This is a genomic window from Delftia sp. ASV31 (genome assembly GCF_016428765.1).
GTDB lineage: Bacteria > Pseudomonadota > Gammaproteobacteria > Burkholderiales > Burkholderiaceae_C > Comamonas > Comamonas acidovorans.
Genome location: NZ_JAELTK010000029.1, coordinates 1 through 23,547, shown reverse-complemented (window position 1 = coordinate 23,547; position 23,547 = coordinate 1). Strand labels below are relative to the sequence as shown.

20 protein-coding genes and 1 pseudogene are annotated in these 23,547 nt (G+C 66.5%); 8 read left to right on the top strand and 13 right to left on the bottom strand.

The window, feature by feature from the left end; translation table 11 throughout:
• The first annotated feature begins 136 nt into the window (after nt 1–136).
• Nucleotides 137–1,138, top strand: coding sequence for a tripartite tricarboxylate transporter substrate binding protein (locus JHD82_RS12735; RefSeq protein WP_199136808.1), 1,002 nt, complete (start codon nt 137–139; stop codon nt 1,136–1,138).
• Nucleotides 1,135–2,427 carry a hypothetical protein gene (locus JHD82_RS12730; protein WP_199136806.1) on the top strand — a complete coding sequence of 431 codons (1,293 nt, stop codon included), beginning with the start codon at nt 1,135–1,137 and terminating at the stop codon, nt 2,425–2,427. Before JHD82_RS12735 ends, JHD82_RS12730 begins: the two co-directional genes overlap by 4 nt.
• Nucleotides 2,428–2,475: 48 nt before the next feature.
• Here the strand turns inward: JHD82_RS12730 and JHD82_RS12725 are convergent, their stop codons facing one another.
• The 4 genes from JHD82_RS12725 to JHD82_RS12710 are packed head-to-tail and all read right to left on the bottom strand — an operon-like array spanning nt 2,476 to nt 8,574.
• The gene (locus JHD82_RS12725) at nt 2,476–7,047 is read right to left on the bottom strand and encodes an IPTL-CTERM sorting domain-containing protein (protein ID WP_233174718.1); all 4,572 of its coding nucleotides are present in this window, start codon (nt 7,045–7,047) and stop codon (nt 2,476–2,478) included.
• A gap of 35 nt (nt 7,048–7,082) precedes the next feature.
• Entirely contained in the window at nt 7,083–7,604 is a 522-nt protein-coding gene (locus tag JHD82_RS12720) for a phage tail protein (RefSeq protein ID WP_199136802.1), read from the bottom strand.
• A 5-nt stretch (nt 7,605–7,609) separates the two neighbouring features.
• The gene (locus tag JHD82_RS12715) at nt 7,610–8,101 is read right to left on the bottom strand and encodes a phage tail protein (RefSeq protein WP_199136800.1); all 492 of its coding nucleotides are present in this window, start codon (nt 8,099–8,101) and stop codon (nt 7,610–7,612) included.
• Nucleotides 8,101–8,574 carry a phage tail protein gene (locus JHD82_RS12710; protein WP_012206786.1) on the bottom strand — a complete coding sequence of 158 codons (474 nt, stop codon included), beginning with the start codon at nt 8,572–8,574 and terminating at the stop codon, nt 8,101–8,103. Before JHD82_RS12710 ends, JHD82_RS12715 begins: the two co-directional genes overlap by 1 nt.
• 142 nt (nt 8,575–8,716) lie before the next feature.
• Between JHD82_RS12710 and JHD82_RS12705 the strand changes: the two genes are divergently transcribed.
• Nucleotides 8,717–9,088, top strand: coding sequence for a hypothetical protein (locus JHD82_RS12705; protein ID WP_199136798.1), 372 nt, complete (start codon nt 8,717–8,719; stop codon nt 9,086–9,088).
• Here JHD82_RS12705 and JHD82_RS12700 read toward each other — a convergent pair.
• The 6 genes from JHD82_RS12700 to JHD82_RS12675 form a co-directional block, all read right to left on the bottom strand.
• Complete coding sequence (locus tag JHD82_RS12700) at nt 9,075–9,599, bottom strand: GNAT family N-acetyltransferase (RefSeq protein WP_199136796.1); 525 nt, start codon at nt 9,597–9,599, stop codon at nt 9,075–9,077. The genes JHD82_RS12705 and JHD82_RS12700 overlap by 14 nt on opposite strands.
• The gene (locus JHD82_RS12695) at nt 9,589–9,948 is read right to left on the bottom strand and encodes a hypothetical protein (RefSeq protein WP_199136793.1); all 360 of its coding nucleotides are present in this window, start codon (nt 9,946–9,948) and stop codon (nt 9,589–9,591) included. Before JHD82_RS12695 ends, JHD82_RS12700 begins: the two co-directional genes overlap by 11 nt.
• A gap of 144 nt (nt 9,949–10,092) precedes the next feature.
• The gene (locus JHD82_RS12690) at nt 10,093–11,022 is read right to left on the bottom strand and encodes a dihydrodipicolinate synthase family protein (protein WP_199136791.1); all 930 of its coding nucleotides are present in this window, start codon (nt 11,020–11,022) and stop codon (nt 10,093–10,095) included.
• A gap of 11 nt (nt 11,023–11,033) precedes the next feature.
• Nucleotides 11,034–12,206, bottom strand: a complete 1,173-nt coding sequence (locus JHD82_RS12685) for an L-rhamnonate dehydratase (protein WP_199136789.1) — start codon at nt 12,204–12,206, stop codon at nt 11,034–11,036.
• A 28-nt stretch (nt 12,207–12,234) separates the two neighbouring features.
• A complete protein-coding gene (locus JHD82_RS12680) occupies nt 12,235–13,263 on the bottom strand; it encodes a 4-hydroxythreonine-4-phosphate dehydrogenase PdxA (RefSeq protein ID WP_199136787.1) in 1,029 nt (342 codons plus the stop codon).
• Between the two features lie 7 nt (nt 13,264–13,270).
• Entirely contained in the window at nt 13,271–14,236 is a 966-nt protein-coding gene (locus JHD82_RS12675) for a tripartite tricarboxylate transporter substrate binding protein (protein WP_199136785.1), read from the bottom strand.
• A gap of 115 nt (nt 14,237–14,351) precedes the next feature.
• On the opposite strand from JHD82_RS12675, the gene JHD82_RS12670 reads away from it, so the two are divergent.
• Nucleotides 14,352–15,308 carry a LysR family transcriptional regulator gene (locus JHD82_RS12670; protein ID WP_199136783.1) on the top strand — a complete coding sequence of 319 codons (957 nt, stop codon included), beginning with the start codon at nt 14,352–14,354 and terminating at the stop codon, nt 15,306–15,308.
• On the opposite strand, the gene JHD82_RS12665 is transcribed toward JHD82_RS12670, so the two are convergent.
• The gene (locus JHD82_RS12665; protein WP_034396231.1) at nt 15,305–16,234 is read right to left on the bottom strand and encodes a LysR family transcriptional regulator; all 930 of its coding nucleotides are present in this window, start codon (nt 16,232–16,234) and stop codon (nt 15,305–15,307) included. The two genes, JHD82_RS12670 and JHD82_RS12665, sit on opposite strands and share 4 nt — an antisense overlap.
• A gap of 127 nt (nt 16,235–16,361) precedes the next feature.
• Here JHD82_RS12665 and JHD82_RS12660 point away from each other — a divergent pair, with 127 nt between their 5' ends.
• The 3 genes from JHD82_RS12660 to JHD82_RS12650 all read left to right on the top strand — a co-directional run bounded on the left by JHD82_RS12660 (nt 16,362) and on the right by JHD82_RS12650 (nt 22,426).
• Nucleotides 16,362–17,144, top strand: coding sequence for a putative hydro-lyase (locus JHD82_RS12660; RefSeq protein WP_199136781.1), 783 nt, complete (start codon nt 16,362–16,364; stop codon nt 17,142–17,144).
• Nucleotides 17,145–17,377: 233 nt separating this feature from the next.
• The gene (locus tag JHD82_RS12655; protein WP_199136779.1) at nt 17,378–21,010 is read left to right on the top strand and encodes a hydantoinase B/oxoprolinase family protein; all 3,633 of its coding nucleotides are present in this window, start codon (nt 17,378–17,380) and stop codon (nt 21,008–21,010) included.
• Nucleotides 21,011–21,136: 126 nt separating this feature from the next.
• The gene (locus tag JHD82_RS12650) at nt 21,137–22,426 is read left to right on the top strand and encodes an MFS transporter (protein WP_034396225.1); all 1,290 of its coding nucleotides are present in this window, start codon (nt 21,137–21,139) and stop codon (nt 22,424–22,426) included.
• 28 nt (nt 22,427–22,454) lie between these two features.
• On the opposite strand, the gene JHD82_RS12645 is transcribed toward JHD82_RS12650, so the two are convergent.
• Entirely contained in the window at nt 22,455–22,964 is a 510-nt protein-coding gene (locus tag JHD82_RS12645) for a DUF1993 family protein (protein WP_013801420.1), read from the bottom strand.
• A 115-nt stretch (nt 22,965–23,079) separates the two neighbouring features.
• Nucleotides 23,080–23,268, bottom strand: coding sequence for a hypothetical protein (locus tag JHD82_RS30470; protein WP_374191644.1), 189 nt, complete (start codon nt 23,266–23,268; stop codon nt 23,080–23,082).
• A 45-nt stretch (nt 23,269–23,313) separates the two neighbouring features.
• Between JHD82_RS30470 and JHD82_RS29885 the strand changes: the two are divergent.
• Nucleotides 23,314–23,547: pseudogene (locus tag JHD82_RS29885) on the top strand (hypothetical protein); the annotation flags it as partial.

Below are 23,547 nucleotides of genomic sequence, written 5' to 3'. Positions count from 1 at the left end.
CTCGGGGTGGCTGGCAATGTATATCTTTTCTGTATAGAGGCCACGGAAAAATGCATTTTTCCAAAGATGCCCGGCTTTCTACACTGGCCCCATTGCATCGTTTGCCCAGGCGCAGCAGCGCCATCGAAAGGATTCCATGATCAAGACAAGCGCAGGCCGCAAAGCCGCCATGCTCGCTGCGGCCATCTCCGCCTCGGTGGCAGGCGCGGCGCCAGCCGCCGCCATCGCGCAGGATGGCTTTCCCCAGCCAGGGCGCCAGCTGCGCATCATCGTGCCGTTCACTGCAGGCGGCAGCTCCGACGTGCAGGCACGCATGCTGGCCGACCGCCTGAGCCGGCTCTGGGGCCAGCCGGTGGTGGTGGAAAACAAGCCCGGCGCGGGCGGTCATCTGGGAGGCCGATATGTGGCCGATCAGCCGGCCGACGGCTACACGCTGATGGTGGGCTCCATCGGCCTGCATGCCGCCTATGGCGTGTACGGCAAGCTGGCCTATGACCCCGCAAGGGATCTGCGCGTGGTGACCGTGCTGGCCGAGATGCCGCATGTGGTGGTGGCTACGCCCGGCCTTGCCGCCAGCAACCTGGCCGAGCTGACGGCGCTGGCCAAAAAGGCGCCTGGCACGGTCAACTTCGGCTCGGCCGGCGTGGGCTCGTCCGTGCACATGATGGGCGAGCTGTACAAGCTGCAGGCGGGCGCGCCCATTGTGCACGTGCCTTATCGCGGCAGCTCGGCCGCGCTCAATGACCTGCTGGGCGGCCAGATCCAGCTCATGTTCGAGAACCCGCCCACGGTGCTGTCGCACATACGCGGCGGCAAGCTCAAGGCGTTGGCCGTCACGGGCAGCCAGCGACTGCCGGCCCTGCCGGACGTGCCCACGGCGGCCGAGTCCGGGCTCAAGGACTATGTGGCCACCTCCTGGACCACGGTGGCCGTCTCCTCCAAGGTGCCCGAGGCCATCGTCAAAAAGCTCAACGACGACATCCGAAAGGTCGTGGCCACGCCCGAGTTCCGCAAGGGCCTGCAAGAGCAGGGCATGAGCGCCGTCGCCAACAGCCTGCCTGAGGCGCAATCCTTCGTTGCCCGCGAAAAGCAGCGTTGGGACCGCGTGATCGCCGAAGGCCACATCTCCGCCCAATGAAACGCTCCATGACTTCGAACACCCCCGCATCCTTCGTCCCCTGCCGCCGCCTGGGCGATGGCCGCCAGCACCACTTCTTCGGCTACTACAACAAGTCCAGCTGGGACCGCAGCAATCGCCTGGTGCTGGCACAGCAAACGCCGTGGATGGACCAGTACCTCACGCCCCAGGCGCGGGCTTCCATCGGCTACTTCGATACCGAAAACGGCGACCGCTTCCACGCCGTGGGCGAGACCGGCGCCTGGAACTGGCAGATGGGCAGCCAACTGCAGTGGCTGGACGGGCTGGCGGGCCGCCAACTGATCCACAACGACAGGACGGCAGATTCCGGGGGGCGCTATCCGGGGTTCGGCTCCGTGGTCATCGATGTGGACAGCGGCGAGCGGCGCACCCTGCCCATGCCCGTCTATGTGGTGGCGCCCAGCAGCGCCTGGGCGCTGTGCGTGGACTACCGGCGCCTTTACATCACGCACGAAACCATCGGCTACAGCGAAGAGGGTGGTCCCTTCGCCTTGCCCCTGGCGCCCGAGGAAGACGGCATCTGGCGCATGGAGGTCGCGACGGGCGAGGCAAGGCTGCTGGCCAGCTATGCGCGGCTCAAGGCCTTTCATCACCGTACATCGATGGACAAGGCCATCCACTGGGTCAGCCATATCGAGGTCAACCCGTCGTCATCGCGCATCCTGTTCCTGCACCGCTGGACCGAACGCGTCAAGGACGAAACCTGCTTTCTGCACCGCCTGATCACCATGGCGCCCGACGGCTCCGACATGCGCCTGCTCGAATGCTCGGACCATCCGCTGCCCCAGCTGGCCGACGACTTCGACCCACTGGCCGTGGGCACGTTCGACTACGAAAAGTCCGAATACCAGATCTCGCATCCGCTATGGCAGGACGACAGCCACATCATTGTGTGGGGCCCGCATGCCGGGGCGATCCACTATCACCTCTATGACGATGTGGAGGGCGGTGACGTGCAGGTGGTGGGTGCAGGCGTGCTGGTGGAGAACGGCCACATGAGCTTCTCGCCCGTGGACACGCGCTGGCTGCTCAGCGATACCTACCCCGACGACCGCACGCACGAGCGCTTCCTGTTCCTGTACGACATGCACACGGGCGAGCGCCACGACCTGGGCAGCTTCTACGCCTCGCCCGATCTCAGCAAGGAAAACCGCTGCGACCTGCACCCGCGCTGGAGCCGTGACGGGCGCCAGGTCTGCATCGACTCCGTGCACGAGCACCAGCGGCAGATGTATGTGCTGGATGTGTCGGGGATCGTGGAGGCTTGACTCGGGTAGCCGGGGGCGCGTGAGCAGCCCCCGGCTACAGCGTACGACTCAGCGCGGCTTGCGCATTCGCGTGCGGCGTCCGGCCAGGACTGCGACGCCCAGCATCAGCGCTGCCAGCATCCACTGACCCCATTGCGAAAGCGTGGGAATGGCCGCGGGGCTGCCGCCGGCAGCGGCGGCCACCACGGCCACGCCGCCCGGGTCACTGATGAAGGCGTTCACATCCAGGTCGTCATCGCCGTTCCTGCCGTCTTCAATCGTCAGCGTCACGCTGTTGTCGTTGGCGTTGAACTGCGCGCCGGTGAAGTGATACCAGTGCGGCGTTGCGTTGTCGGACGTGGGGCCGTACTTCCAGTACTGTGCATTGCGGGGCAGATTGTTCGGGAACGTGAGCTTGATGCTCACCGTGGATCCCGGCGCACCGTTGTGGACAGCGAAATCGAACAGGCCCAGCGGGAACTGAAGATTGGCAGGCGGTGCATCGGCAGGTGACCTGATGTGCCCCTGCAGCGGGATGAAGCCCGCAGTCTGCGCCGGGCCTGTTCCCATGGGTGTGAAGACCCATGGGCTTCCCGCAGCAATCTCTGCTGAGACCGTCGTTCCGCCCACGGTACCGGTGATGGTGCTCAGAGAGTGGGGGGGCAGGGTGATCGTGAAGGTCTGGTTCACGGGCGTTGCCGCGGCGTACTCGGCATCGCCGGCCTGGCTGGCCTGCAATGTGCATTCGCCCGTACGCATCAGGCGCAGCGAGGTGCCCGTGACCACGCAGGTCTGAGGGGTGAAGCTGCTGAAGCTGATGGGCAGGTTGGAGTTGGTGCCGGCGGCGTTGGCCAGAGACAGGGCCTCGGGGCTCAGATAGCGCAGGGACGAGAAATCGAAGGTGATGTTCTGGATCGCCTTGCCGACTGCAATCTGTACCGAGCCGGTGGCCTGTGCATGGTTGGCATCGGCCGCCTTGGTCGCCGTCACCGTGCAGCTGCCTACGGCCGTGCCGGTGACGGTGTTGCCGAACAGCGCGCAGTTGCTAGCGCCTGCCGTCAGCGCCAGCGTGAGCACACCGCTGCCGCTGCCGCCAGTGACGGTGACCGTGCTGGAGTTGCCTTTGGGAATGCTGGCGGGTGATGCCACCACGGACAGGGCCCCCTGGCTTGCCTGGGATACCGTCACCGAAGTGCTGGCCGTGGCCTCTTCATGGTCGGCATCCGCTGCCTTGGTGGCCGTGACCGTGCAGGTTCCGACAGCCAGGCCGGTGAGCGTGGAGCCCGCGATGCTGCAGGGGCCCGCGACGCTCAAGCCGATGGCGCCGGTGCCCGAGCCGCCCGTGGTGCTCAGTTGCGAAATGCCGCCAAAGCTGATGGCTGCAGGACTGGCCTGCACCGACAGTGCTGTCTGTCCAGCCTTGGCCACGATGACGGTGGTGCTGGCGCTGATGGCCTGGTGGTTGATGTCGCCAGCCTTGGTGGCCGTGATGGTGCAACTGCCGGCGCCAATGGCACTCAACTGGTTGCCGGTCACCGCGCAGAACTGGGCACCACCCGTCACGGCGTAGGTGACGGCGCCGCTGCCCGAACCCCCAGTGGTCGCCAGGGTTGCCGTGGCGCCGAAGGTCAGGGTCGAAGGCGTGGACTGCACGCTCAGGGTGACCTGGGCTGCAGGGGTCACGGTCACCACGGTGGTGGCCAGCGTGTCCTGGTAGTTGGCATCGCCCAGCTTGGTGGCAGTCACTGTGCAGGAGCCCGTGCCTTCCGCAGTGAGCGTGTTGCCGTTGACGGAGCAAAAGGCGGCTCCATCCGTGATGGAAAAGCCCACGGCGCCGGACCCTGCGCCGCCACTGGTTGACAGCGCGGCCGTGCTGAAGGCCACCAGCGTGCTGGGCGTTGCCGTCGCCGTCAGAACAGGCTGCTGGGCCTTGATCACCGAGATGTCCACGGTGGTCGTGGCGGCCAGGTAGCTGGCGTCTCCCGCCTTGGTCGCCGTCACGGTGCAATCGCCCACGGCCGTGGCTGTGACCGTGTTGCCTGTCAGGGCGCAATAGGCCGCGCCTGCGGTTACGGCGTAGCTGATGGCGCCTGCGCCAGAGCCGCCGTTGGTGCTCAGCGTGGTGGTGCTGGCATAGGGCAGGGTCTGGAGTGCTGCACTTGCCGTCAGTGCAGCCTGCGGGCTCTTGTCATTGGTCAGCGAGAACGACGTGCTGGCCGCCCCTGCCTGCGCCGTCACGGTATAGCTGCCGGCGAACAGGTTGGCCGTGGCACTCAGCGATGCGATGCCCTGGTCGTTGGTCGTGACCGAGGTTCTTGTGGCAAAGGTGGTGGATGGCCCCGATGCGGCAGGCGCATTGAAGTCCACCATGATGCCGGCAAGCGGCTGGTCGTCGATGTCGGTGACCTTGACCGACAACGGCGTGGCAAAAGGCTGCTGGATGCGGGTGGACTGTTGAGAGCCAGTGAGCACCGCCATGGCCGCAGGTGGGCCGAAAGGATCGATGCGAAATACCAGACCATTCGAAAGGCTCTCGTTTGCGCTGAGGGCGCTGTTCGCAGGGTTGGTCAGGCCGTTGGTGCCCGATGTGGTGGTGGCGCCGCCCACGGAAAGAAGGGTCCTGCCCTGCACATTGGTTGCGGCCAAGCTGCGCATGGCCTCGTTTTCCGAGGTGCCCAGGAACCCGGCATAGTCCCAGCCGTTCGGATTGTTGGTTGCGACGCTGACCAGGAAGCCGTCCTGCTTGCCACCTGGCGTGGTGGACAGGCCGCTTTGAGCCTTGACGGGAAAGCCTGCGCCATTGTTGGTGCTGCCCGTGGCGAACCAGTTCCTGCCGTCGCTGGCCAGCCCTTCCACGCTGTCGTAGCCATTGCCACCCAGGTAGGTGGCGTCCAGCACCTGGTCTCCTGTTGCATTCAGGCGCAGCACAAAGCCGTCCATGCCGGTGCTGCGCGCGATCTGCGGCCCGAGGCCCTGGCGCCGTCCGCTGTTGTCGGCGGGAAAGTAGTCGGACCCGGTCTCCCCGCCCACGAGCAGTGAGCCGTCATACATCAGGTTCAGGGCCAGTGCACGGTCCGCACCGTCCCCCGAGCCTGTCAGCAGCGTGAAGTAGTCGAAGGCGCTGCCGTCGGCCCGGATCTTGGCGACGAAGCCGTCTGATCCATCGATGGCGCGCGAATTGATTTGTGTCCTGAAGCCCGTTGCGCCCGGCAGTCCCGAGACAGAGTCGGTAGCGCCAGCCACATAGGCCGCGCCGGTGCTGTCCACGGCAATGGCATATCCGATGTCGGCGCCACCGTCGCCGCCGATGTATCCGGCGTACTCCAGCCCGCTGCCTGAAGCGTCGATGCGGGCCACGAAGGCATCCCGCATTTCTGACTGCGCAGGGCCGGAGCCGTGGTTGAGCTGCGGCCCGTTCACGGCAGGAAAGCCTTTGCCTTCCGTGAATCCGGTCACGTAGGCCCTGCCGCTGTTGTCCAGAGCCAGGGCATTGGCCTGATCGTCACCCGTTCCACCAATCAGGCCCGAATACAGAATGCCGGCACCGTCTGGTGTCAGGCGCATGACGAAGGCATCCCTATCCGTCGTGCTCTTGCTGCGCCGAAAGCGTTGGTTGGCATCTGTGCCAAGCAGGGGGAAGCCGGTGGATTCCGTGCTGCCCGCCAGGTGGATGCGGTTTTGTATGTCCACGGCCAGGCCGTTGCAGGCGTCGTCTTCCGATCCGCCCACATAAGTGACGCTCATGGGGACACCCTTGGGATCGAATCTGACGACGAAGGCATCCTCGCCACCTTTGCTGCTGCCCGCGTTGGGAAGGTCGGACGATTGCGTCACGCCACAGGCGTAGGTGTTGCCGTCGCTGTCTCGCGCCACGGCGTTGACCTGGTCGGCCGAGTTGCCTCCGACCAGGCCCGAGTAGCCGGTCCACGCCGGATCGATGACCAGCGGCAGGCCTTTGTCATGGCTGCCCAGCTCAAAGCCCACGCGCCAGGTGGTGGCGTCCACCTGCTCCAGCCGGTAGCGGGCGGGCACGTCCACGCGGCCATTGCCCCGGGGTTGGTAGACCAGCGGTGCATCGTCGGTGAAAAGGTCGTTGCCTATGCTCCACTGCAGCGCTCCCGTGGGCAGGATGCGTGCATCCGTCGCACCTTCCACGCGCAGCCAGACCTGTGCGGCATCGGCACCAGGAGCCAGCTCAAACTGGTACTTGAGGCCACCGGGCTCACCCTGGAAGACAGCATCGATGCCGGGCCAGACACTGCGGTAGCCCAAGGCGCCGAAGCTGCGCAGGCCCGTGCGCCATTGCGCGGCTTCGCCGACCAGCCAGTGATAGAGAGTGGGCGAAGGGTGCAGGCCCTGCGGGGCCGACATCGATGCGTTCTCGAAGCTGTAGCGCAGGCGCGAATCCGGGCGCAGGCTCAGGCTCCGGGCCACGCCGGATGCGGCCACCGACCGGCCTTGCACGCCGTTGGTCTGGCCGGGCAGGTCGATGCTCATGCCTTGCGCATCGAAACTGATGCGCTTGCCTGCGGCCATGGCGCGAAAGCCGGCACCGGGTATCTCTATGAAGCGGTTGTCCCTGCCGGAGAATTCGCGTTGGACCAGGGGATCGGCCTGGACCCCCGTGGTCAGGGCCAACATGGTCAAGGCCGCAATGGAACTGCGCATAGGTGTACTCAGCTCCGTGGGGGGAAGATGCCCTGCAAGGCGATGATGAAGTTCATGACCAGGTAGGGCGGAAGATTGTTGTGTGGCTGGCTGCCGCCCGCAGCTTGAGGGGGAGCCATGGTGACCGCAGAGGTGTTGGAGGCTGGCGCGATGTAGGGGCGCGTCGGTGCGGTGCCCAGGACGGCGTCTGCCGGGCTTGCTACAGCGGGATCCGCAGGCGTGCCCGCTCGGGCCAGATGGTTGTGGGCGGGAATTTCCGATGCCTGCAGCGTCACGGTTTCAACACCGCCGGATTCGCCCAGATCGCGCGGTGACAGTCCAGGTCCTTGGCCTGGGTGCATGGGCATGCGGCCCCGCAAGTCGGGAAGCGCGAAGCTGGACTTGCCATCTCCACCATATGCTGTTCCCAGCAGGGAAAACAGCGCCGTATTCTGAGAAATCGGCAGGAGCCGACCATCGCAAAAGGCCCAGCCCTTGGGTGCGAAGTTGAATCCGCCAAGGCGGATTTCGGCGACGAAGGGATCGGACATGGTCTTCAGGTCTGAGAAGGAAAGATGCCTTGCATGGCCATGCAAAAGCTCAGTGGCAGATAGGGCGGCATATTGAGGTGTGGCTGGCTGCCGCCCACATTGGCCAACAGGGCGGGCATGGTCGTATTGCCGCTTTGCGCATAGTGGCCGCGCGCCGCTGCAGGCAGGTTGCCGTTGCCCGATGTCGCCTGGCCCGTGGTGCCGGAAGCGGCCATGGCGTGGCTGTGCTGCGGTATCTCTGGCAGGGTCAGGGTATGGGCTTGCTCGCCTGCTCTCTCTCCCAGCGTATGGCCGGCTCCCATGTGCATGGGCATGCGGCCGCGCAGGTCGGGCAGTGCAAAGTTGGTCTGCCCGTTGCCACCATAGGTGGTGCCCAGCAGCGAGAACAGCGCCTGATTCTGGTTGATGGGCAGCAACTGCCCATTGCAAAGAGCCCAGCCTTTGGGGGCGAAGTTGAAGGAGAAGACGCGAACCTCTCCGAGAAAGGGGGTAGACATCAGGTGGGGGAGGGATAGATGCCGAACAGCGAGATGATGAAGTTCACGCAAAGGAAGGGCGGCATATTGGTATGCGGCTGCGACCCTCCTACCCAACTCACCATCGATGTAGCCATGTACGTGGCGGGGACGCCTTTCACAAAGGCCTTGTGATCCCTGTGCTTGGCAAACACTGCGTCGGCGGGCGAGGCCAGAAAGCCGGTGCCGGAGGAAGCGGGAACGCCGTGCGTGTGGGCTGGAATCTGATTGACGGTCAGCGTGACCTCTTCGACTCCAGCGGCCTGGGCCAGCGTGAATTCGTTGCCTGCGTGCAGGGGGATGCGGCCACGCATGTCTGGCAGGGCGAACGTGCTTTGGCCATCACCGCCGTATGTCGTGCCGATCAGATTGAAAAGGGTTTCGTATTCCGAGATGGGCATTTGCTGCCCTTCGCAGAACATCCAGCCTGCCGGCGCGAAGTTGCCGGCAAACATCCGGATTTCCCCGACGTAGGGTTGAGCCATGGCAAAGTGGGGTGAAGTTAGAAAACGTTAATAATTGCAAAATAGTTTAGTATGCCAATCTGTTGCGCAGCAAAAATATTTTGCTGCCGTTGCTTTGGCAGGAAGGGCCACGATGAAGACAGGACGCCGTGCTTTCATGCAGGTTGCAGGGGCCTTGCCCGCTGCAGCGGCTGCTTCCAGCATTTCGATGGGCGTCAGCGCTGTGGCCATGGAGTTGCGCCGCAGCCACTTTCAGCCGCTGCTTGGCCAAAATTTCTCGGTCGCCGGGGAAACGGTTGAGTTACGTTTGGTTGCGCTGAGCGCGCTGCCGCACGCGCTGCAGAGTGACCGGTCTTTCAGCGCCCTGTTTGAGTTGTCCCGCCCTGGTGCCTTGCCACAGAACACCTGGGAAATCGTTCACCCGGCTCTGGGACGCCACGCTGTCTTCCTGAGTCCCAGCGACGCGCAAGGCGGTCTGCTGGAAGCCGTGTTCAACCGCGGCTGAGTGCTGCGGTCCTGCGCATGCGCAGGTAGATGCCTTCCTGGTCCTGCTCGACAAAGCCCAGGCGCGTATACAGGCGCCGGGCTGGATTGTTGGCTTCCACGAACAGCTGCATGTCGCGCCCTTCTTGATCTGCCCAGCCGGCCAGCCATTGCATGAGGGCCGTGCCCAGCCCCTGGCCTTGAACAGCGGCGTCGAGCGAGATGTCCATCACTCCCAATGGCCCGGGTGCGAGATTGAGGTAGAGCCGGCCTATAGGCAGTCCTGCCCTCTCGATCACGAAAAACGCGCTGTGTGCGTAGTGCTTGCGGTAGTGCTGGTCCTGCAAAGCGAACTGCGAATCGCAGAAGGCATGCTTTTCAGCTTCGCTCCAGGGCACGGGCGCCAGTTCGGCAGCGCGTACCTGGCGGTACAGGGCGCGGAGAAAAGCGTAGTCGGCTTCTTCGGCCAGGCGCAGCCGCACATCCTCCAGATACAGCGGCGGCAACTCGGGCACGAACGGATCAGACGGCATGGGAAAAGCAGGCCTCGTAATCGACATGGCCTGCCGACTGCGCAATGGGCGTGATGAAGATGGCGTAGTCACCGAGCTGCGCATGGCGCACGCGGTAAGTGCGCTGCGGCAGTTGCGGCTGGCGCGGACCGCGAAACACCAGGGAGAACTGCAGCATGCCGGGCGTGTCGATTGATGTCTGCGTTGCGCCGAGCACTTGCATATCGATGCCGATGGTGTGCTCTCCCTCCGCCATGAAGAAGCTCACGGTCTGCTGGGCCAGGGCCTGGGCGTCGCTCCAGGTCAGGGCTCTTGCATACAGCGCGTCGTCCAGCTCGAAGTCGGGAGGGGGAAAAGAGGTGGCGAACATGGGCGGCAGTCGATTCATTGGGGCTGGGCAGGCAGAGCGGCAGCATAGCCCATGCGCAGGCGGCTGCAGCCCTCTGGTGCCCCTCTAATGAACCTCTAGTGCCCCTCTAATGCCCCTCTAATGCGCCCCCAACAACCCAATCCCTCAGCGCCCCCAGCGCAGCACCAGCGGATCGAGCCGCCGCGCAATGTCCAGCAACTGGCGGCGCACCTCGGGGTGCATGGGCGGCCAGGGCGCGCGCGGCGCGTCGCAGGCGATCACGCCGCCGGCCTTCATCAGCGCCTTGGCGGCCAGGAAGCCGGCCTGGCGGTTTTCGTGGTTGATCAGCGGCAGCCAGCGCTGGTAGAGGGCGAATGCGGTGTCGGGGTCGCCGTTTCTGTGCGCTTCGATGATGGGGCGTATGCCGTCGGCAAAGCCGCCGCCCGTCATGGAGCCCGTGGCGCCGGCCTCCAGGTCGGCCAGCAGGGTGATCGCTTCTTCGCCATCCCAGGGGCCTTCGACGGCCTCGCCGCCCAGGGCGATGAGTTCGCGCAGCTTGCCGGCGGCGCCTGCGGTTTCCATCTTGAAGTAGCAGACCTGCTCGATCTCGCGGGCCATGCGCGCGAGGAAGGCGGGGGACAGCGGCGTGCCTGCGGCCGGCGCGTCCTGGACCATGACGGGAATGGCGATGGCATCGGACACGGCCTGGAAGAAGCCCTGGATCTGGGGCTCGCCGAAGCGGAAGGTGGCGCCGTGGTAGGGCGGCATGACCATCACCATGGCCGCGCCCATGTCCTGCGCGCGGCGGCTTCGCTCGGCGCACACGCGCGATGAGGTGTGCGTGGTGGTGACGATCACGGGCACGCGGCCCGCCACATGCTCCAGCGCCGTGCGCGTGAGGACCTCGCGCTCGTCATCGGCCAGCAGGAACTGCTCGGAGAAGTTGGCCAGGATGCACAGGCCGTCCACTCCCGAGTCGATCATGAAGTCCAGGCAGCGCTTCTGGCTGGCCAGGTCCAGCGTGCCGTCCTCGTGGAAGGTGGTGGGGACCACGGGGAAGATGCCGCTGTAGCGCGGCCGAGAAATTCCGGGCATGGCGTGCTCCCTCATTCGACGATGCGGAACTGGTCCAGGTACTCGGTCTTGAGCGTGAGGCCCAGGCCCGGCACATCGTCCCTGAGCTGCAGGAAGCCGTTCTCGGCCACGGGCTCGCCGTCGAAGATGTACCAGAACAGCTCGTTGCCCACCTCCACGTCGAAGATGGGAAAGTACTCGGCCATGGGCGAGGCCAGCGTGCTCATGGTCAGGTGGTAGTTGTGCATCTGGCCCGCATGCGGGATGACGGGCACGCTGAACGCCTCGCACAGCGCATTGATCTTGTGCGCGGCCGTGATGCCGCCCACGCGGTTGGTGTCGTACTGCACGACGCTGACGGCCTTTTTGTCGAGCAGCTGCTTGAAGCCGTAGAGGCTGAACTCGTGCTCGCCGCCCGAGATCGGAATGCTGGTGAGCCGGTTGAGTTCGGCGTAGCCGTCGATGTCGTCAGCGATCACGGGCTCCTCCAGCCAGCGCGGCTCGAATTTTTCCAGCTTGGGCAGCATGCGCCTGGCGTACTCCAGGTTCCAGCCCATGTAGCACTCCAGCATCAGGTCGCAGTCGTAGCCTATGACCTCGCGCACTGCCTCGACCGAGCGCAGGTTCTCGCGCACGCCTTCCTGCAGGTGGGCCGGGCCGTAGCCGAAGCGCATCTTGAAGGCCTTGAAACCCTGGTCCAGGAATTTTTGCGCCTCTTCCTGCATGGCCTTGAGGTCGGTGCGGTAGAGCTTGCTGTAGTAGCAGGGAATCCTTTCCTTGGTGCGCCCGCCCAGCAGCTTGAACACAGGCTTGTTCACGCTCTTGCCCAGGATGTCCCAGATGGCCAGGTCCACGGCCGAGATGGCGGCCATGGTCACGCCCTTGCGGCCCCAGGCGTGCGTGGCGCGGTACATGCGCTGCCACAGGTATTCGTAGTCCCATGGGTCGTGGCCGATGACCAGGGGCGCCAGGTACTCGTCGATGATGGCCTTGGCGATGCGCGGCGCCAGCGCTACGTTGCCCAGGCCGACGATGCCGTCGTCGGTCTCGATCTCCACCACCGTCCAGGAATGGAAGCGGAAGGTGGACATGGTCTCCTGCGGCGCATAGAGCAGGTCCATGGCGTTGGAGCAGAAGTTGCCCTGGGGCGGCACGGTCTTGCCTTGCCATTCGTAGACGTGGGCGCGGACGGATTTGATTTTCATGATGGTGATGGCGAGGGAGTGAAGTCAGTCAGGACAGGCGCGCGGCGCCCATGCGGCAGGCGATCAGAAAGGCCTGCCAGGTGGCCTCCACGCTGGCCCGGCCCTGGCCCGCGATGTCATAGGCCGTGCCGTGGGCCGGCGTGGTGATGGGGATCGGCAGGCCGCCCTGCACGGTCACGCCGCGCGAGAAGCCCAGCAGCTTGATGGCGATCTGGCCCTGGTCGTGGTACATGGTCACGATGGCCTGGTACTCGCCGGCCTGGGCCTTCAGGAAGATGGTGTCGGCCGGGAAGGGTCCGTGGAACGGATCGGGCGTGGGCCAGTCGCGGGCCTGCAGCGCGCGAACGGCGGGCGCGATGATGTCGATCTCCTCGCGCCCGCAGGTGCCGCCGTCGCCGTTGTGCGGGTTGAAGCCCGCCACCGCCACCTTGGGGGTGGCCATGCCGCTGGCCAGCAGCGCGCGGTAGATCAGCTCGGCCGCCTGCGCGATGCGCTCCTGGCTCAGATAGCCGGCCACGTCCCTGAGCGGCACATGCGACGAAATGCGCGAGGTCCACAGATCGCCCAGCGTATTGAATTCGCAGAAATAGCCGGTGACGCCCAGGTACTCGGCAAAGTGGTGCAGCTCGTCTTCATGGCGCAGGCCGCCCAGCTTCATGGCCTGCTTGTTGAGCGGCGCAAAGCAGATGGCGTCGATCTGGCCGGCCTGGGCCGCGTCCATGCACAGGTCCAGCACCTGCAGCACCGAGCGCCCGCCTGCGGCTTCGGCACGGCCCTGGTGCACGGCATCGGGGGCCACCGTGTCCAGGGCCAGGAAGGCGGGCAGGGCGGTGTCGGTGCGGCCCCGTGCATGGGCCATGCTGGCGATTGGTGTGGTGGCCACCTGCAGGCCCGCGATGCGCTGGCCCTGCTGCCACAGCCAGGGGTCGCCGGCCAGCACGATGTTGGCCTTTTGCATGGCCTCGGGCCGCGCCAGCAGGCCTGCGATCAGTTCGGCGCCTATGCCGGCGGGATCGCCCAGGGTCAGGGCGACGACGGGAAGTTCGGATGCGGGCATATGCGGCTCAGTCGATCTTGATGTGGTTCTTGCGGATGATTTCGCCAAAGCGCTGGTACTCGGCGTTGTGCAAGGCGATGAACTCCGCCTGGCCCATGGGCTGCAGCTCGGCGCCCACGGCCTCCAGTCGCGTGCGCGTCTCGGGCATGGCCAGCACCTTGTTGACCTCGTCGTGCACCCGGGCCTGCACGGCGCGGGGTGTGGCCGCTGGCATGTAGATGCCGTACCAGGCGCCTATCTCCACGCCGGGCAGGCCGGCCTCGGCCAGCGTGGGCACCTGGGGCAGCTGGGCGTTGCGGCGCGGCGACGTCACGCCCAGGGCGCGCAGCTTGCCGGCCTTGATCTGGCCGATCACCGAAGGCATGGTGTCGAAGCTCATCTGCACCTGGCCGCTGACCAGATCCATCAGGGCGGCGGCGCTGCCCTTGTAGGGCACGTGGGTCAGTTCAATGCCGGCCGCGTCCTTGAACATCTCGGCCGCGATGTGCTGGGTGCTGCCCGTGCCGCTGCTGGCGAAGTTGATCCTGCCGGGCTCCTTGCGGGCCAGGGCGACCAGTTCCTGCACCGAGTTGGCGGGCAGGTTGTTGCCCACCACCAGCACATTGGGCACTGCGCCCACATAGGCCACGGGCACCAGGTCGCGGTTGCTGTCGTAGCCCAGCTTGAGCAGGTGCGGGGCAATGGCATGGGCCGTGACCACGCCCATCACCATGGTGTGCCCGTCCGTGGACTTGGCCGTCATGTCCACGGCCAGGGTGTTGGAGACGCCGGGGCGGTTTTCCACGATCACCGGCTGGCGCAGCAGCGGCGCCAGCCGGTCGGCCACGGCGCGGGCCATGGCGTCGGTGCCGCCGCCCGGGGCCGAGCCCACAAGCATGCGCACGGGCCGCGTGGGCCAGTCCGGCGGGGTTTGGGCCAGGGCGATGGCGGGCAGCAGGGCAGCTGCGGCCAGCAGCAGGGGGCGGCGTTGCATGTCTTGTCTCCGGTGCTTTTGTTGTGGACCCATGCTAGGCAGATGATTGATTGCCGTAAACTGAAAGTTGCTGATGAATCAATAACCTTGGGTAATCAATTCGCGGGATATTCCTATGGGCTCCATCGACCGCAGGGACAGCACGCCGCAACTGCTCAACCGCCTGCGCATGCGGCAGGTGGCGCTGATGCTGGCCATCGACCAGAAGGGCACGCTGCGCGGCGCCGCAGCCGAGCTGGGACTGAGCCAGCCGGCCGCCACCAAGATGCTGCATGAGCTGGAAAGCGCGCTGGGCCTGCCCCTGTTCGACCGCGTGGGGCGCGGCCTGCAGCTGAACGCGGCGGGCGAGCGCGTGACGGGCTACTTCCGCCATCTGCGCGGCGGCATGGAGGCGCTGAACCGCGAGCTGCAGGAACTGCGCGAAGGCAGCGCGGGGCGGCTGGCCGTGGGCAGCATCATGGCGGCCTCGCCGGGGCGGCTGACACAGGCGCTGCTGGCGCTCAAGCGCCAGTGGCCGCTGCTGTCCATCGAGGTGGCCGTGGACACCAGCGACCGGCTGCTGGCGCAGTTGCAGGACGGCGTGCTGGAGGTGGTGGTGGGTCGGCAGACCGGGCAGGCCGATCCCGCCCATCTGTTCCGCACCATAGATGACGAGGCCCTGTCCATCATCGTGGGCTGCAGCCACCCGCTGGCGCGTGCCCGCAGCGTTGGCTTTGCGCAGCTGCAGGCCCATGGCTGGGTGCTGCAGCCGCCCGGAAGCCCCATGCGCGCACTGATCGACCAGGAGTTCCAGGCCCACGGCCTGCCGCTGCCGCGTGGCCTGATCGAGACGGGCTCCATCCTCACCACCATGAACCTGGTGCGCAACTCCGACCTGATCGCCGTGATTCCGCAGGCCGTGGCCCGGGACAGCGCCGCGCACGGCATGGTCCGCATCCTGCCCTATCGCATGCGCCGCAACCTGCAGGCCTACGGCAGCCTGGTGCGCCGCGACCGGCCGCTGAGCCAGGCGGCCGACAGCTTTCTGGCGCTGTTGCACGGGCAGGAGCCGCCGCCGGCATCCGCGCCCTAGCCGATGTACCGCGCCAGATGCGGGCTGACCCGCTTGCAGTAGCTCTTGCAGACGCGGCGCAGCACCTGGGCGGTGTCGGTGACGCCGGGCGACGGGCTCTTGGGGTACCAGGTGGTGATGCGAAAGGAAGGCGGCGTGGGCAACTCCAGCTCCACCAGCTCCCCGCTTTCGAGCTGCGGCGCCACCAGCATGCCGTGCATGATGGCGACGCCCAGGCCCTCGCGCACCAGCGAGACCAGGGCCGCCAGCGAGGGCGATCCCGAGATGCGCAGATCGCTGGAGACCATGCCGCTTTGCACGGCCAGCTGCTGTGCCATGGCCACGGCCTGCTCGTAGGGGCCGGTGCCGCGCATCTGGGTCAGCAATTGCTTGCCCAGCGCCTTGTGCAGACCATCCTTCCTGGGCACCAGGCCCCGCCGGGCAATCCAGTGCACGGGCACTTCCAGCAGGTTTTCGACCACGGCGAACTGGGGGTCCACGCCGCTGCCGGTGCGCACGATCAGGTCCAGGTCGCGCCGCATCATCTGCTCCGACAGGTGGGTGCTCAGATCGACGGTCAGGTCCAGCTCGATGTGCGGCAGGCTGGCGCCCATTGCCTTGACGAATTCGGGCAGGAAGGTGTGTACCGCCGTCTCCAGCACGCCGACCCGCAGGCGGCAGCCGATGGCGTCGTCGGACCTGGCGGCACGCTCCAGGGTGCGTGTGGCTTCGATGACGGCTTCCGCATGCCGCAGCAAGCGGGCGCCGGCATCGGTGATCTGCAGCGTCTTGCGGTCCCAGTGGAACAGGGTCACGCCCAGGTCCGACTCCAGCCCGCGTATGCGCATGGAGACGGCGCCGGGGCTGGCATGCACCAGTTCGGCCACGCGGCGCACGCTGCCGATGCGTGCCAGCAGCACAAAGGTTTCCAGAAAGCGGATGTTCATGGGGAGGCAGCGCGGGCTGCAGTGGCTGTTCAGTTTTCCTGGGGGTGGCTGCGCACAATTCCTGAGTGGACCGGTGGCCTGCTGCTTTTTACATTGGGGGGCATCTCCATTCAATAGAGGCTCCCCCATGACGCATTGGACCCATCCGACCGAATTCCGCCAGGAGGTGCGCGCCGGACGCTTTCGCGGGCAGACGGCCGGGCAGTGCCCCGGCTACACCCAGGGCAACCTGGCGATACTGCCGCGCGAGTGCAGCGAGGAGTTCCTGCGCTTTGCCCGGCTGAACCCCAAGTCCTGCCCGCTGATCGGCGTGACCGAGCCCGGCAGCAGCCGCGTGCCCGAGCTCGGCGATATCGATCTGAAGACCGATCTGCCCTCGTACTGGGTGTTTCGCGATGGTCACAGGGCCGAGCAGGTGAATGACCTCACGGACCTGTGGCGCGACGACCTGGTGGGCTTCGTCATCGGCTGCTCCTATTCCTTCGAGGACGCGCTGCGCGATGCGGGCGTGCCCGTGCGCCATATCGACGAGGGCCGGGGCGCGCCCATGTTCATCACCGACATTGCCAACGGCCAGGCGGGCCGGTTCGGTGGCCGGATGGTGGTCAGCATGCGGCCCATGACGGCCTCCCAGGCCATCCGTGCGATCCAGGTGACTTCGCGCTTTCCCAGCGTGCATGGGGCGCCCGTGCACCTGGGCGACCCCGCGCAGATCGGCATTGCCGATATCGAGCGGCCGGACTTCGGCGAGCCCATGGCGCTCAAACCCGGGGAGATCCCCGTGTTCTGGGCCTGCGGCGTGACGCCCCAGCAGGCCATCCGCTCGGCGGCCCTGCCATTCGCCATCACGCACGAGCCGGGCCACATGCTGGTGACGGAGTTGCGCAACAGCCATCTGGCCGCGTTCTGACGGCCTGCCTGCCTGGCATGGGGCCCGCTTCGGCGGGCCTTTTTCTTTGCGTTGCCGGCCGGCAAGGGGCCGCTCCTGTTCAGTTTTCGTGAACAGAGGGGGCGAAAACTTCTCGATGGACGCGGTCCAGGGGCACTTTTAGATTGGACGCCAGTGGTGGGCACCGGCGGAGGGCCGTGCTCCAGGCCACGGTTTTCCTGACTTCAACTTCGAGACAAACGGGTTCCGACACCATGCAAGAACGCTCCACTCCCCATGACAGGCGCTGGCAATTCTGGATAGACCGCGGCGGCACATTCACCGACATCGTGGGCAAGCGGCCCGATGGCAGCCTGGCCACGCACAAGCTGCTGTCGGAAAACCCCGAGCAGTACCGTGATGCGGCCGTGGCCGGCATCCGCCATCTGCTGGGCCTCAAGCCCGGCGAGCCGGTCACGCCGGACCTTGTGGAGTGCGTGAAGATGGGCACCACGGTGGCCACCAATGCGCTGCTGGAGCGCAAGGGCGAGCCCACGCTGCTGGTGACCACGCGGGGCTTTCGTGATGCGCTGCGCATTGCCTACCAGAACCGCCCGCGCCTGTTCGACCGGCATATCCAGCTGCCCGAGCTGCTGTACAGCGAGGTGGTGGAGGCGCTTGAGCGCGTGGATGCCCGTGGGGAAGTGCAGCAGGAACTGGACGTGCTGCACCTGCACACCGCGCTGCTGCAGGCCCATGCCCGGGGCCTGCGCAGCGTGGCCATCGTCTTCATGCATGGCTACCGCTACATGCGGCACGAGCAGATTGCGGCGCGCATTGCGCGGCAGGCGGGATTCACGCAGATCAGCACCTCGCACGAGACCAGCCCGCTGATGAAGTTCGTGAGCCGGGGCGACACCACGGTGGTCGATGCCTACCTCTCGCCCATCTTGCGCCGCTATGTACAGCAGGTCGCTGGCGAGATGCCGGGCGTGCGGCTGTTTTTCATGCAGTCCTGCGGCGGGCTGGCCGATGCGGGCAGCTTCCAGGGCAAGGATGCCATCCTGAGCGGGCCGGCCGGCGGCATCGTGGGCATGGCCCGCACGGCGGGGCTGGCCGGGCACGACAAGGTCATCGGCTTCGACATGGGCGGCACCTCCACCGATGTCAGCCACTACGCTGGCGCCTTCGAGCGCGAGTTCGAGACCCAGGTGGCCGGTGTGCGCATGCGCGCGCCGATGATGAGCATCCACACGGTGGCCGCCGGTGGCGGCTCGGTACTGGCCTATGACGGCTCGCGCTTTCGCGTGGGCCCGGAGAGCGCGGGCGCCAACCCCGGCCCCGTGAGCTACCGCCGTGGCGGGCCCCTGGCCGTGACCGATGCGAACGTGATGGTGGGCAAGGTCCAGCCCCGCTACTTCCCCAGCGTGTTCGGCCCGGCCGCCAACGAGCGGCTCGATGGCGAGGCCGTCCGGGCGCGCTTCGATGAACTGGCGGTGCAGACGGGGCGCAGGCCCGAGGAAGTGGCCGAAGGCTTCATCCGCATCGCCGTGCAGCAGATGGCCAACGCCATCAAGAAAATCAGCGTGGCGCGCGGCTATGACGTGACGCGCTACACGCTGCAGTGCTTTGGCGGTGCGGGCGGCCAGCATGCCTGCCTGGTGGCCGATGCCCTGGGCATGACCCGTGTGTTCGTGCATCCGCTGGCCGGCGTGCTCAGCGCCTACGGCATGGGCTTGGCGGACCAGACCGTCATCCGTGAACAGGCGATGGAGGTGGCGCTGTCTGCGGCGGCCTTGCCGCTGATCGCGGAGTCGCTGGATTCGCTGGGCGACGCGGCCAAGGCCGAGCTTGAGCGCCAGCAGGTCGGTGCCAGCCCCGTGCAGGTACGCTACAACGTGCATGTGCGCTATGAGGGCACCGATTCCGCCCTGGCCGTGCCCTTCGGCGGGCTGGACGACATCCAGGCGGCCTTCGAGTCGGCCTATCGCCAGCGGTTCGCCTTCCTGATGGCGGGCAAGGGCCTGGTGGTGGAAGCCGTTTCCGTCGAAGCCGTGATTGCGGGCGATGCGCCCAGCGAGCCGGTGCTGCAGGAGCATCCGCCGCGCGCGCATCCGCGCCGCGAAACCGTGCGCATGTACTCCGACGGTGCCTGGCATGACGCGGCCCTGGTGGTGCGCGAGGACCTGCGGCCCGGCGACGCCATTCCCGGCCCGGCCATCATCGCCGAGCACAATGCCACCACGGTGGTCGAGCCCGGCTGGCTGGCGCGGCTCACGGCGCTGGACCATCTGGTGCTGGACCGCGTGGTCGCGCGCAAGGCCGAGTACGCGGCCGGCACCTCGGTGGACCCGGTGCTGCTGGAGGTCTTCAACAACCTGTTCATGAACATCGCCGAGCAGATGGGTCTGCAGCTGCAGAACACGGCCTATTCGGTGAACATCAAGGAACGGCTGGACTTCAGCTGCGCGCTGTTCGATGCCGAGGGTCACCTCATCGCCAATGCGCCGCACATGCCCGTGCACCTGGGCTCCATGGGCGAGAGCATCCAGACGGTGATCCGCAAGAACGCCGGGCGCATGGCCCAGGGCGATGTCTATGTGCTCAACGACCCCTACCAGGGCGGCACCCACCTGCCCGACATCACGGTCATCACGCCCGTGTACGTGGCCGACGAGGCCTCTCCCACCTTCTACGTGGGCAGCCGGGGCCACCATGCCGACGTGGGCGGCATCACGCCCGGTTCCATGCCGCCGTTTTCCACGCGCATCGAGGAAGAGGGCGTGCAGATCGACAACTTCAAGCTGGTCGATCGCGGCGTGCTGCGCGGCCAGGAGATGGTCGAGCTGCTGCAAAGCGGCGAGTACCCGAGCCGCAACCCGCACCAGAACCTGGCCGACCTGAAGGCCCAGATCGCGGCCAATGAAAAAGGCGTGCAGGAGCTGCGCAAGATGGTGGCCCAGTTCGGCCTGCCCGTGGTGCAGGCCTACATGGGCCATGTGCAGGACAACGCCGAGGAGTCGGTGCGCCGCGTCATCACGCGGCTCAGGAACGGGCAGTTCACGCTGCCGCTGGACAACGGCGCGCAGATCCGCGTGGCCGTCACCGTGGATACGGCGGGCCGCAGCGCGGTCATCGACTTCTCGGGCACCAGCGCCCAGCAGACCAACAACTTCAATGCGCCGCGCGCCGTGTGCATGGCGGCCGTGCTGTACGTGTTCCGCACGCTGGTGGACGACGACATTCCGCTCAACGCGGGCTGCCTCAAGCCTTTGAAGGTCATCATTCCCCAGGGCTGCATGCTCAACCCCAATGCACCGGCCTCGGTGGTGGCGGGCAATGTGGAGACCTCCACCTGCATCACCAATGCGCTGTTCGGCGCGCTGGGCGTGATGGCGGGCAGCCAGCCCACCATGAACAACTTCACCTTCGGCAATGCGCGCCACCAGTACTACGAAACCATTGCCGGCGGCAGCGGCGCGGGCGCGGTGCTGGACGCCGAGGGCCGGGTGGAGCGCGGGTTCAACGGCACCAGCGTCGTCCAGACGCACATGACCAATTCGCGCCTGACAGATCCAGAGGTGCTGGAGTTCCGCTTCCCCGTCATGCTGGACAGCTATGCCATCCGCGAAGGCTCGGGCGGCAGCGGGCGCTGGCATGGGGGCAGCGGCGGTGTGCGGCGCGTGCGCTTCCTGGAAGCCATGACGGCCAGCATTCTGTCCAACGGACGCCTGAACCCGGCCTTCGGCATGGCGGGCGGCCAGCCGGGGCAGCCGGGCATCAACCGTGTGCTGCGCGCCGATGGCCAGGTCGAGGCGCTGGAGCACATCGGCGCCGTGCAGATGCAGCCCGGCGATGTGTTCGAGGTCTGCACGCCGGGGGGCGGCGGCTACGGAACGGCGGCCTGACACGCCGCCTGCAGGGGTCTGTCCGGGTGGTGGATGAGGGCCGCCCGGCCAGGCCTGGTTCATCACCGATGCAATGCCATTGAAGGCAAGACGCTTCTGCATACCGAAGCGCAAGGAGACTGAAAAATGACAAGCCTTGACAATGCCAAGCCCCTGGCTGGCGAACAGTCGCAGGGCAGCTGGCTGGGCCAGCTCGAACCCCGGGAAAAACGCGCGCTGACGGCCTCGTTCGGCGGCTACGCGGTCGATTCCTTTGACTACTACACGCTGCCCCTGGTCACGCCCATCCTGCTGTCGCTGTGGGGCATGAGCAAGACCGAGGTCGGCCTGATCGGCACCTCGACCCTGGTGGCCTCGGCCATCGGCGGCTGGATGGCCGGCATCCTGGCGGACCGCTACGGGCGTGTGCGCGTGCTGCAGTGGACCATCCTCGTGTTCGCCCTTTTCACCTTCGCCTGCGGCCTGGCGCAGACGCCGGGCCAGTTGCTGCTGGCCCGCACGCTGCAGGGTCTGGGCTTTGGCGGCGAATGGGCCGTGGGCTCGGTGCTGATCGCCGAGACCATACGGCCGGCTTTCCGTGGCAAGGCGGTGGGGCTGGTGCAAAGCAGCTGGGCCATAGGCTGGGGGGCGGCCGTGCTGGTGTCCATGGCGCTGTTCTCGTTTCTGCCGCCCGAGATCTCATGGCGGGCCATGTTCCTGCTGGGCCTGCTGCCGGCCTTGCTGATCCTGTTCATCCGCCGTTCCGTCAAGGACCCCGAGGTCTACCTGAAGACCCGCGCCGCCGTGGGCCGGGGCGAGCGCAGCGGGCACTTCCTGGACATCTTCAAGGGCGGCATGCTCAAGACCACGGTACTGGCCAGCCTGATGTTCACCGGCATGCAGGGCGGCTACTACGCCATTGCCGTGTGGCTGCCCACCTTCCTGAAAAACGAGCGCCACCTGACCGTGCTGGGCTCGGGCGGCTACCAGTTCATGTTCATCTTTGGCGCCTTTGCCGGCTACCTGTGCGGTGCCTACGCTTCCGACCGGCTGGGCCGGCGCCTGGCCTTCACGCTGTTCGCCATCGGCGCCGGCAGCCTGGCCTATGCCTATACGCTGATGCCCATCACCGATGCCTGGATGCTGGTGCTGGGCTTTCCGCTGGGCTTTTTCATGTCGGGCATCTTCAGCGGCGCCGGAGCCTTCCTGGCCGAGCTGTTCCCCAACGAACTGCGCGGCTCCGGCCAGGGCTTTTGCTACAACTTCGGCCGCGGCATCGGGGCCACCTTTCCCGCGCTGGTGGGCGTGTTCAGCGACCGGCTGGGCCTGTCGCTGGGCACGGCCATCGGCATCTGCGCCACGGCCGGCTACGTGATGGTGGTGATGTTCGCAATGTGCCTGCCGGAGACGCGAGGCCGGGATCTGGCCGCGCAGTGAAGCGCTGGCCAGACCGGCCACGGCACGCTCAGTAGCTGCCCATGTAGTCGCGCTTGCCGACCTCGACACCGTTGTGGCGCAGCAGGGCATAGGCGGTGGTCACATGGAAGAAGAACTGCGGCAGGCCGTAGTGCAGCAGGTAGGCGCTGGCGCTCAGCTTCTTTTCCTTGGGCGTGCCGGGGCGCAGCACGATCTCGCGGGACTCGCTTTGCGCGAACTGCTCGGGCGCGAACGAGCCCACATGGTCCAGCGCCTTGGCGATCAGCGCCTGCAGGTCGGCAAAGCTGGTCTGCGTGTCGGGCCACGAAGGCACCTCGGCGCCGGCCAGGCGCGAGGCGATGCCCTTGGCGAAGTCCGCAGCAATCTGCACCTGGCGCACCAGCGGGAACATGTCGGGGAACAGGCGGGCCTGCAGCAGGGCGTCGGGATCGATGTTCTTCTGCGCGGCGTGTTCCTCGGCCTTTTTGAGCACGTCGGACAGGGCCTTCAGCATCTGCTGCAGGACGGGAATGGAGGCGGTGTACAGGGGGCTGGTCATGGCGGGCTCGCTTCGGGGTTGGCTCGATGGGTCAGGCGCTGGCGGGCGGCTGCCGCGCCAGCGCAGGAAGGCTAACAGCAAACCGCGAAAGCCTTCTCCGTCCCCGCGATGAACCTCACTGGAACCTGTAGTTCAGCGTCGCCACCACGCTTGGCGGCGCACCCCAGGCCGATGCGCCGTAGTAGCCGATCTGGCTGTAGTACTTCTTGTCGAAGGCATTGTTCAGGTTCACTTGCAGCGACAGCTGGCGGTTGAACTGGTAGCGCGCCATCAGGTTGACCAGGCCGTAGGCGCCTTGCTGCACGCGCTCTTGCCCGTTGGGGCTGCTGGCCAGGGTGTAGTTGCTGCTTTGCGCAAGTCCTGCGCGGCGCTGGACTACGACATCAGCGCCAGCACCACGGCGGGCCTGGCCGAGGGACAGCGCCACAGCCGCTCGCGCCCCATGATCTACCAGGGCCAGATCTTCAACACCTGGACGCCCCGGCACATGCTGCGCCTGTGGGGCAGCTACCGCCTGCCGGGCGAGCTGGGCCGCTGGACGGTGGGCGCGGGCGTGAATGCGCAGACCGACACCCTCAGCTCC

What these genes read in the sequence shown, in the direction of transcription:
- JHD82_RS12670 (WP_199136783.1), top strand. Translation starts at nt 14,352, where the DNA reads ATGGGCTCCATCGACCGCAGGGACAGCACGCCGCAACTGCTCAACCGC.
- JHD82_RS12685 (WP_199136789.1), bottom strand. Translation starts at nt 12,206, where the DNA reads ATGAAAATCAAATCCGTCCGCGCCCACGTCTACGAATGGCAAGGCAAG.
- JHD82_RS12730 (WP_199136806.1), top strand. Translation starts at nt 1,135, where the DNA reads ATGAAACGCTCCATGACTTCGAACACCCCCGCATCCTTCGTCCCCTGC.
- JHD82_RS12705 (WP_199136798.1), top strand. Translation starts at nt 8,717, where the DNA reads ATGAAGACAGGACGCCGTGCTTTCATGCAGGTTGCAGGGGCCTTGCCC.
- JHD82_RS12710 (WP_012206786.1), bottom strand. Translation starts at nt 8,574, where the DNA reads ATGTTTGCCGGCAACTTCGCGCCGGCAGGCTGGATGTTCTGCGAAGGG.
- JHD82_RS12715 (WP_199136800.1), bottom strand. Translation starts at nt 8,101, where the DNA reads ATGTCTACCCCCTTTCTCGGAGAGGTTCGCGTCTTCTCCTTCAACTTC.
- JHD82_RS12645 (WP_013801420.1), bottom strand. Translation starts at nt 22,964, where the DNA reads ATGACCAGCCCCCTGTACACCGCCTCCATTCCCGTCCTGCAGCAGATG.
- JHD82_RS12675 (WP_199136785.1), bottom strand. Translation starts at nt 14,236, where the DNA reads ATGCAACGCCGCCCCCTGCTGCTGGCCGCAGCTGCCCTGCTGCCCGCC.
- JHD82_RS12650 (WP_034396225.1), top strand. Translation starts at nt 21,137, where the DNA reads ATGACAAGCCTTGACAATGCCAAGCCCCTGGCTGGCGAACAGTCGCAG.
- JHD82_RS12690 (WP_199136791.1), bottom strand. Translation starts at nt 11,022, where the DNA reads ATGCCCGGAATTTCTCGGCCGCGCTACAGCGGCATCTTCCCCGTGGTC.
- JHD82_RS12655 (WP_199136779.1), top strand. Translation starts at nt 17,378, where the DNA reads ATGCAAGAACGCTCCACTCCCCATGACAGGCGCTGGCAATTCTGGATA.
- JHD82_RS12720 (WP_199136802.1), bottom strand. Translation starts at nt 7,604, where the DNA reads ATGTCCGATCCCTTCGTCGCCGAAATCCGCCTTGGCGGATTCAACTTC.
- JHD82_RS12700 (WP_199136796.1), bottom strand. Translation starts at nt 9,599, where the DNA reads ATGCCGTCTGATCCGTTCGTGCCCGAGTTGCCGCCGCTGTATCTGGAG.
- JHD82_RS12680 (WP_199136787.1), bottom strand. Translation starts at nt 13,263, where the DNA reads ATGCCCGCATCCGAACTTCCCGTCGTCGCCCTGACCCTGGGCGATCCC.
- JHD82_RS12735 (WP_199136808.1), top strand. Translation starts at nt 137, where the DNA reads ATGATCAAGACAAGCGCAGGCCGCAAAGCCGCCATGCTCGCTGCGGCC.
- JHD82_RS12665 (WP_034396231.1), bottom strand. Translation starts at nt 16,234, where the DNA reads ATGAACATCCGCTTTCTGGAAACCTTTGTGCTGCTGGCACGCATCGGC.
- JHD82_RS12660 (WP_199136781.1), top strand. Translation starts at nt 16,362, where the DNA reads ATGACGCATTGGACCCATCCGACCGAATTCCGCCAGGAGGTGCGCGCC.
- JHD82_RS12695 (WP_199136793.1), bottom strand. Translation starts at nt 9,948, where the DNA reads ATGTTCGCCACCTCTTTTCCCCCTCCCGACTTCGAGCTGGACGACGCG.
- JHD82_RS12725 (WP_233174718.1), bottom strand. Translation starts at nt 7,047, where the DNA reads ATGTTGGCCCTGACCACGGGGGTCCAGGCCGATCCCCTGGTCCAACGC.